The sequence below is a fragment of the Methylomagnum sp. genome, assembly GCF_054333355.1.
This window is the reverse complement of record NZ_JBTEKS010000169.1, coordinates 1-8,969: the sequence shown is the minus strand read 5'-3', so window position 1 is coordinate 8,969 and position 8,969 is coordinate 1. Positions and strand designations below refer to the sequence as shown.

The 8,969-nt window shown below is 66.4% G+C and carries 4 protein-coding genes; all 4 read left to right on the top strand.

Annotated features, from left to right (window positions below; all coding sequences use genetic code 11):
- The first annotated feature begins 14 nt into the window (after nt 1-14).
- The 4 genes from ACXWUF_RS13365 to ACXWUF_RS13350 all read left to right on the top strand — a co-directional run bounded on the left by ACXWUF_RS13365 (nt 15) and on the right by ACXWUF_RS13350 (nt 8,957).
- Entirely contained in the window at nt 15-5,672 is a 5,658-nt protein-coding gene (locus ACXWUF_RS13365) for a filamentous haemagglutinin family protein (RefSeq protein WP_458495163.1), read from the top strand.
- Between the two features lie 128 nt (nt 5,673-5,800).
- Nucleotides 5,801-7,609, top strand: coding sequence for a DUF2341 domain-containing protein (locus ACXWUF_RS13360; RefSeq protein ID WP_458495162.1), 1,809 nt, complete (start codon nt 5,801-5,803; stop codon nt 7,607-7,609).
- A gap of 253 nt (nt 7,610-7,862) precedes the next feature.
- Complete coding sequence (locus ACXWUF_RS13355) at nt 7,863-8,267, top strand: ExbD/TolR family protein (RefSeq protein WP_458495161.1); 405 nt, start codon at nt 7,863-7,865, stop codon at nt 8,265-8,267.
- 15 nt (nt 8,268-8,282) lie between these two features.
- Nucleotides 8,283-8,957 carry an energy transducer TonB family protein gene (locus tag ACXWUF_RS13350; protein ID WP_458495160.1) on the top strand — a complete coding sequence of 225 codons (675 nt, stop codon included), beginning with the start codon at nt 8,283-8,285 and terminating at the stop codon, nt 8,955-8,957.
- The last annotated feature ends 12 nt before the right edge of the window (nt 8,958-8,969 follow it).

Genomic DNA, 8,969 nt, shown 5'->3' with positions numbered 1-8,969 from the left:
ACGGCTCCACCGTGGTGGCGGGCCGTTACGGCGTGGCGGGCACGCCCGCCGTGGACCCGCGCTGGCAGGGCTTCGCGGTGGAGCCGGGCAGCATCGCCCGCACCCGCTCGCAATACCAGGATTACTCCGCCAACCAATTCTTTGCCGACAAGGCCACCCGCGACGGCACCGTCACGCCGCAACTGCCCCGCGACGCGGGCAGCCTCGCCATTTCCGCCGATTCCCGCCTGACTTTGGGTGCCGAACTGGCCGCCACCGCCGCCGCCAATGGCGTGGGCGGACAGGTGGACATCGGCGCGGCGCGGCTGGCGGTGGTCGGGACCAGCGCCGACTTGACCGGGCTGGAATCCGGCACGGTCGGCTTGCTGGCCGATGACCTCAACCAATTGAACGTGGAAAGCCTGTTGCTGGGCGGGCTGCGCTCCAAGGAAACCACCGGGCGGCGCGTCTCGGTGGTGGCGGATTCGGTGGAAATCGCCGGGAACGCCAGCTTGACGGGCCGGGAAATCCTGCTGGCTGGCAAGACCCAAGTGAAGCTAGGGGCGGGCGCGGTGGTGGAAAGCCGGGGCCAGATCGACGCGCCCGCCGACGATTTGCTGGTGTCCAACCGGGTCGAATCCGGCGCGTCCGGCGGCAGCGATGGCGCGTTGGTGCGGGTCTCCGCGCTGCCGCAAGTGGGCGTGATCCGCGACCAGGCCACCACCGGCAACGGCGGCGTGCTGGTGGTGGAGTCCGGGGCCAAGCTCACGGCGGAAGGCTCGATGCTGCTGGATTCCACCACGGACACCAAATTCGCCGGGACCATCGCCATGGCGGGCGGCTCCTTGGCGCTCAAGTCCAGCAAGATCAGCCTGGGCAACGCGCCCGCCGACAGCGCCGGTTTGGTGCTGGCGAAGACCGGCTTCACCCTCGACGAACTCAAGCTGACCAGCGCCACCGATCTCAATCTTTACGGCGCCGTCGGCATCGACACCAAGCAGCTCGCCATCGACGCCGCCGCCATCAATGGCTACGCCAACGACGGCGCGGCGGCGACCATCCGGGCCGACGCCATTTTCCTCGACAACAGCGGCGGCAGGGCGTCCAGCGCGGGCACCGGCAGCGGCGAACTGAGCCTGACCGCCAAGGCCATCGCGCTGGGCGCCGGCCAGTACGCCATCACCGGCTTCAATAAGGTGAATTTCTCCGCCAGCGAAGCCTTGCTGGGCCAGTCCGACGCGGCCAAGAACGCGGGCCGCTTGACCGTGGCCGGGGATGTGAACCTCAGCGCGGGCCATATCAGCGGCGGCGCGGGGTCCACCACGGAAATCAACGCCACCGGCCACAGCCTCACGCTTGCGGCGCAAGCCTTGCCCGCCAAGCCCGCCGACACCACCGGCCTGGGTGTGGGCTGGACCCTGCAAGCCGATAGCATTTCCGGCAACGCCCGCTTCGATCTGCCGTCCGGCCTGCTGGCGATGACCGCGCTGCGCGGCGACGTGCGGCTGGATTCCGGTTTCGTGGCCGATGTGTCCGGCCAGTCCGTGAACTTCGCCGCCCTGACCCGCTACACCCCGGCGGGCAGCATCAAGCTCGCCGCAAATCAGGGCAATGTAGTGCTGGCGTCCGGGTCCAGCCTCAATCTTTCCGGCGCGAACATTCCCGCCGCCGTCACGGACCAAACCAGCGATGCGGGTAGCCTCGCGGTCACGGCCCCGCAAGGCGGTTTCGATTGGAGCGGCACCGTTACGGCCAGTGCGGTCGGCCAGTCCAAGACGGGAAGCTTTGCCCTCGACGCGGCGAGCTTCGACACCGGCGGCTTGTCGGCGCTCAACGGCAAACTGGCGGCGGCGGGTTTCGCGGAAAGCCTCGCGCTCCGCCAGCGCAGCGGCGATGTGAGCCTACCGGCGGGCGAGACCGTCCGGGCGCACCGTGTACAACTCTCGGCGGATTCCGGCGCGGTGAATGTGGCCGGAAACATCGACGCCGCCGGGACGCAAGGCGGCGAAGTCGCCATTCAGGGTTCCAAAGGCATCACGCTGGGCGCGGGCGCGGCCATCGACGCCCACGCGACCGGCAATGGCGAACGGGGCGGCAAGGTCAGCTTGGATACCGTCGATTCCGCCCTCACCGCCAGCGGTTCCGGGCGGCTGGACCTCTCCGCCGCTTCCTCCATCAATGTCTCCGGGGGCGCGGGCGGGCAGGGCGGTTCCGTCCATCTCCGCACCGGACGCGACGACGGCACGGGGCAAATCGCCGTCACCGAGATCAACACCCAAATCAGCGGCGCGACCCGGCCCTTGCTGGAAGCCACGCGGGTTTATACCGGCGTCAGCACGGTGGACGACAGCGCCATCTTAGGATTTCAGGCCGACACCGCCGCCTTCATGACGCGGGTCCAAGCGCCAACGGACCACTCCGGCGCGGGCCTGATCGTGGCGCCCGGCTTGGACCTCCGCAGCGCGGGCAATCTCACGCTGGCTGGCGCTTGGGATTTCGCCGCGAAGGACGCCAAGACCGGCGACTACTTATGGCGTTGGCAAGGCGTGCCGGGCTATCTGAGCCTCAACGCCGGGGGCGACCTGGACATCAAGGCGACCCTGACCGACGCCTTCGCCACCCTGCCGGATTCGCTGTACGGCACCCTGCAAGGCTTCCAGTTCCAAGACACCCTGCAACCGGGCTACTCGTGGAGCTATGCCCTCGCGGCGGGCGGCGATGTGCGGCTGGCCAGCACCTACACCGGCATCGACCCACTCAACCCGGCCCAGACCGCCACCCGCCAAGTCATGGTCCGTACCGGCACCGGCAGCATCGACATCCAGGCGGGCAACGACCTGTTGTTCGTCGCCAACCCCGCCAGCCCGAAACTGGCGGCGGCGGTCTACACCGTGGGCCGACCCGCCGATTACACCTTCGACGACTTGCTGGCGGGCAAGGTGCTGGGCGTGACGGCCATCCAGCCCAATGAAGACCTCGCCGCTTACCTGCAAAAGCAAGACCCGGCGGTGCTGGCCGATTTGCTGCGCTGGGGCACCTACGGCGCGTACAACGCGGGCTATGGCTTCCTGGCCGAATATCCCACCCACGGCGGCGACATCCATCTGGCGGCGGGCGGCGACATCAGCGGCATCGAAACCGGCCAGATGATGACCGACTGGCTGGTCCGCAGCGGCACCTGGAACAACAACGCCGCCGACGCCAACCGCCGCCCGACGGCCTGGGGCGTGGACGTGAGCGGCGCGACGGCGGACCGGGTGACGGTGGGCTTCGACGCCAGAGGCAAGCAAATCTTCATTAACGAGAAGGCCAGCCGCTTCTTCAATCAGAACGTGGGCGCTCTGGGCGGCGGCGATGTGAGCGTCAGCGCCGGGGGCCATGTGAGCAATTTGTCGGTGATGATCCCCACCACCGGCAAGCCCATGGGCGTGTTGACGACCCCGCGCAATGGCAGCTTGCCCGACCTGAAGCCGGGCGGGGCCACCGATACCCAGTGGATCGCCAATGGCACCGAAATCTCCGGCGGCGGCAACCTGAGCGTCAGCGCCGGGGGCGACATCCGGGGCGGCGAGTATTACACCGGTTTGGGCAGCGGGCGGCTCAACGCGGGCGGCGGCATCCTGGCCTCCGACACCAAGCTGGGTGCGGTCATCGAGCAGGGCGACGCCAGTTTCCAACTGACGGCGCGGCGTGATGTGGTGCTGGGCACGGCGTTAAATCCGACGTTGTTACCGCAGCACGATTTGCCCGATTCCGCCACTCGCCGCAATGCCTTCTTCTTCACCTACGCCCCGGACAGCCGCTTGGATTTGGCCTCGGCGGGCGGCGATGTGGTGCTGCAAAACGCCGTCGATACCTTCAAGGCGGTCAAAGGCTACACCGCCGGGGACGGTACCGGCTTCGAGCTGGCGGTCTATCCCGGCACGCTCACCGCCCAAGCCCCCGCCGGGGACATCCGCATCGACAATTCCTTAATTCTGTACCCATCGGCACTAGGCCAGCTTGAACTGCTGGCGGGCCAGGACATTGGCACCGACCGCACCCAGGACGCCACCCTCAAGCTGAACCTATCCGACGCCGACCCGGCCTTGCTGCCGCAGGTGGCGCTGCCGGAATCCGGCCTGCTGGGCGACCTGCCCCGCAAGGACATCAAGACCCGCGAGCGGTTGGACCCGGAAAGCTCCCTAGCCACGGCCATCCACGCCACCACGCCGGTGCATGAGAACGACACGGCCCGGGCGGCGATCATCGCCAAGGGCGGCGACATCGCCTTCCCCGGCAATGTGCAGATGAAGTTCTTCATGCCCAAGGCGACCGAAGTCCAGGCGGGCCGCGACATCAAGAACCTCAGCCTGTACGCCCAGAACCTCAACCCGGGCGACATCACCCGCGTCCAGGCGGGCCGCGATTTGGTGTTCGACTCGCGGCTGGACGCCAACGGCGGCGTGGTGCCCATGGATCAGCGCATCCAGGTGGACGGCCCCGGACGCCTGCAAGTGCTGGCCGGGCGGAATATCAACCTGGGCAGTTCGTCGGGCATTTTGACCATCGGCAACCTGTTCAACCGGGCCTTGTCCGGCGACGGCGGGGCGGGCATCGACCTGTTGGCCGGGCTGTCGGACCAGGTGGAATACGCCGGATTCATCGGCAAATACCTGACCGTGGGCAGCGATTACCTCGCCAAGCTCAAGCTCGACGGACTCACCGGCAACCCGACGCCGGAAGACAAGCTGGCCTATCTCAAGCAGCAGCCGGACGAGGCGAAGCTCAGCGTTGTCCAGGACATCCTGTTCAGCGAAATCAAGCAATCCGCCGCCGCCGCCGCCAAAGCGCCGGAAAACCAGCGCGGCAAGTTCTACCAACAGGGCTTCGACGCCATTGCCACCCTGTTCCCCGGCAAGGATTACGCGGGCGATCTGGCGCTGGTGTTCAGCCAGATCAAGACCCTCGCGGGTGGCGACATCAACCTCGCCGTGCCCGGCGGGCAGGTGGATGTGGGCTTGGCGGGCAAGGTCGGGGGACTCCGCAAGGAGGCCGACGAGTTGGGCATCGTGGCCCAGCAGCAGGGCAACGTGAACGCCTTCGCCTCCGGCAACTTCAACGTCAACCAATCCCGCGTGTTCACCATGGGCGGGGACGACATCGCCATCTGGTCCTCGAAGGGCGACATCGACGCGGGCAAGGGCGCCAAGTCCGCCATCTCCGCGCCGCCGCCCGTCACCGGGGTGGATGAGAACGGCAACATCGTCACTATTTTCCCACCCATCGTCTCCGGCAGCGGCATCCAGGCCATCACCCCCGCCGACACCAGCAAGGGCCAGGGCAATGTCTATCTGGCCGCGCCCAAGGGCGTGGTCAACGCCGGGGAGGCGGGCATCAGCGGCGGGCAGGTGGTCATCGCCCCCAGCGCGGTGATCGGGGCTTCCAACATCCAGGCGTCGGGCGGCACGGTGGGCGTGCCCACGGCGGTGGCCCCGCCGGTGGTGCCCGCCGGTGCGGCGGCAGCGGCAGCGGGCGCGGCCAAGGCGGCGACCCAATCCGGCGGACTGGATGACGCGGGCAAAACCCAGGATCAACAGGCCGAGAACCAAGCCAAGTCCATGAACAACAGCCAGCTTAGCGCCGACGTGGTGGGCTATGGGCAATGCAGCGTGGCGGATGTGCGGGCGGGGACGCCGGGGTGTGGGGGTTAGTGGGAGTGGGCTTCAGCCCACGATAAATCCAGCCTGCGAGGTCGTGGGCTGAAGCCCACTCCCACAAGTTAGCCCGACGGGCTACATCCAGCGTATTTATTCGAAAACGAACGACAGAAACCAACCAGATGAATCGAATAACTCTCCCCCTGGGGCTGCTACTGCTCCTCCTCCCCGCCCTGGCCTTCGGCTGGTGGAACGACGAGTGGAAATCCCGCCGCCAAGTGACGGTGGACGCCGCCGCGACCGGCGCGGACATTCAGGAGACGGTGGCGGAATTCCCGCTGCTGATCCGGCTGCACGCGGGCAATTTCGCCTACTTCGCCGAGCTGGCCGAGAACGGCAAGGACATCCGCTTTTTGAAGGACGACAAGGTCGCCCTCAAGCATCAGGTGGAAAAGGTCGATGCCTTCAACGAACTCGGTCTGGTGTGGGTGAAGCTGCCGGAAGTGCGCGGTGGCGTCAGCACCGACGGCTTCTGGCTGTATTACGGCAATGCCAACGCCCCGGACGGTTCGGACTCCAAGGGGCTGTACGACGTGGCCCAGAGCCTGACCTACCACTTCGCCGAAGGCGAAACCCTGCCCCAGGACGCGACGGCTTACGGCACGCACGCGGCGGATTCCAAGGCGGCGGTTGATCCGGCGGGGTGGATCGGCGCGGCGGCCAAGTTCAGCGGGGCGGGGCCGATCACGGTCAACGCCGCGCCGCAACTGGCGGTCAACCCGGACAAGGGCTGGACCTTCTCGGCTTGGGTGAAGATCGACCAGCCCCAAACCAACGCCAGCCTGCTGGATGCCCGCGAGGGTGCTAACGGCATTGAACTCGCCGTGAATGGCACGGCGGCGGTGGCCCGCTGGCAGAACGGCGGCACGCCGGTCGAAACCCCGGCGGCGAATCTGACGCCGGGCAAGTGGCAGCACCTCGCACTTGTAGCCCGTAAGGACAAGCTGGAGCTCTATCTCGACGGCGCTCCGGCGGGCAGCGCTCCCGTCACCCTGGCGGCGCTGAATCCCAGCGTGGCGCTGGGCCGCAACTTCACGGGCCTGCTGGACGAGGCGCAAATCGCCGCCGTCGCCCGCAGCCCCGACTGGATCAAGCTGGGCTTCCGCACCCAAAGCCCGGATTTCAACGTGCTGGCCTACGGTCAGGACGAATCCAACAGCAGCGGCGGCACCGGCCATTTCATGGTCATCGTGCAGAACGTCACCGTGGACGGCTGGGTCATCATCGGCCTGACCGGCGTGATGTTCGTGGTGGCGGTGCTGGTGATGGTCGTCAAGGGCGTGGTCATCGCCCGCGTCACCAAGGACAACCGGGCCTTCCTCGCCAAATACCGGGAACTGGACGCCGCCCATCTCGGCGACCTGGACGCGGAGGAAACCGACGCTGATAAGGAATTGGGCGACTCGGACCTGCTCACCGCCCTGGTGGGCAAGCACGATCATTTCCAAAGCTCGACGATTTATCACCTTTACCACGAGGGCATCCGCGAGCTGAAAAAGCTCCAGGGCGATGCGTCCAAGCCTGTGTCGCCGGAAGCCTGGAATTACCTGCGGGTCAAGCTGGATTCCCAGGTGGTGCGGGAAACCCAGCGGCTCAACAGCAACATGGTGCTGCTCACCATCGCCATCGCCGGGGGACCGTTCCTCGGCCTGTTGGGCACCGTGTTGGGCGTGATGATTACCTTCGCCGTCATCGCCGCGACGGGCGACGTGAACATCAACTCCATCGCCCCCGGCATCGCCGCCGCGCTGCTGGCGACGGTGGCGGGCCTCGCGGTCGCCATTCCGGCGCTGTTTGCCTACAACTACCTGCTGACCCGCATCAAGGACATCGTGGCCGACATGCGGGTGTTCACCGACGAATTCCTGGCGCTGCTCTCCATGCGGGTCGCCGCCGCCCATCAACGCGGCCTCGACGGAGACGGCATATGAGCAAGGAATTCAAAGCATCCCGGTTTATAGGATGGGTGGAGCGTAGCGAAACCCATCAAACCACCAAGGATATGGCCACAAACAATTTCCCCAATTCATCGCACCTCGTGGTAGGTCGGGCTTTAGCCCGACAGGTCGGACTGAAGTCCGACCTACAGATTTCGGGAAGTTATTTTTCGCCAATTCCTAAGCCTCGAACGATGGGTTCCGCAAGCGCCGCCCATCCTACGGAATGGCTTCGGAGGGCTGACGCATGAAAGTCGAATCCGAAGAGAAGGTCTACGACGACATCAACATCACGCCGATGCTGGACGTGGCCTACGTGCTGTTGCTCATTTTCATCATCATGACCACCGCCACGGTGCAGGGCATCACAGTGAACCTGCCCAAGGCCAGCAGCACGCCGAGCCTCTCGAAACCCAAGACCAAGGCCATTTCCATTACCCCGGACGGGACGATTTACCTCGACACCTATCCGGTCTCCGTCCAGGAACTGGAAACCCGGCTGGCCCAATACAAGGCCGCCACGCCGGACCTTCCCGTCGTCCTCAAGGCCGACGCTTCGATCCAGTACGAGAAGATCATCGAAGTCTTGGACGTGGTCACGCGCCTGGAAATCAGCCAGTTGGGGCTAGTGACCCAAAAGCTCGTCAAGTAAATCCAGACCGCCCACATGAACAAGAAACACGAATGGCTACGGCGCCTGCCGATGCTGATCGGGGTGGTATTGAGCCTCGCCATCGCGCTGGGCGTGTACTTCCTGAAAGACCTGTTCCAGAAGCAGCCCACGACCAAACGCACCGTCCAGCAAATCACCGTGCTGCCACCGCCGCCCCCCCCACCGCCGCCGGAGGTGAAGCCCCCGCCGCCCGAAATGAAGGAAGAAAAGATCGAGGAGCCGGAACCCGAGCCGGAGAAGGAGCCGGAGCCTGCCCCCGAACAAGCCGAGGAGCCGCCCGGCGATCAGTTGGGCGTGGACGGGGAAGGCGGGGCCGGTTCCGACGCCTTCGGACTCGCGGCCCGGAAAGGCGGGCGCTCGTTGCTGGGTGGCAGCGCGGGCAGCGTCATCCACTGGTACGGCGGGCAGGTCAAGCAAACCCTGGTGGACGAACTGCACGCCCTGCTGGAGGAAACCCCGGCCCGCCGATCCGGCTACTCGGTGACGCTGGAGATTTGGATTGGCCCCGATGGCCGGCTGAGCCGGGCCGAATTGGCCGGGAGCAGCGGCAAGCCGGAGGTGGACCAAGCCATCCGCGCCGCCCTGCCCAAGCTGCGGCTGGCGATGCCCAAGCCGCCGCCGGAGAACATGCCGCAGCCGGTGAAGATTCGGGTCGTGTCACGGATTTGAAGAGAAGTGGGG

What these genes read in the sequence shown, in the direction of transcription:
- ACXWUF_RS13360 (WP_458495162.1), top strand. Translation starts at nt 5,801, where the DNA reads ATGAATCGAATAACTCTCCCCCTGGGGCTGCTACTGCTCCTCCTCCCC.
- ACXWUF_RS13355 (WP_458495161.1), top strand. Translation starts at nt 7,863, where the DNA reads ATGAAAGTCGAATCCGAAGAGAAGGTCTACGACGACATCAACATCACG.
- ACXWUF_RS13350 (WP_458495160.1), top strand. Translation starts at nt 8,283, where the DNA reads ATGAACAAGAAACACGAATGGCTACGGCGCCTGCCGATGCTGATCGGG.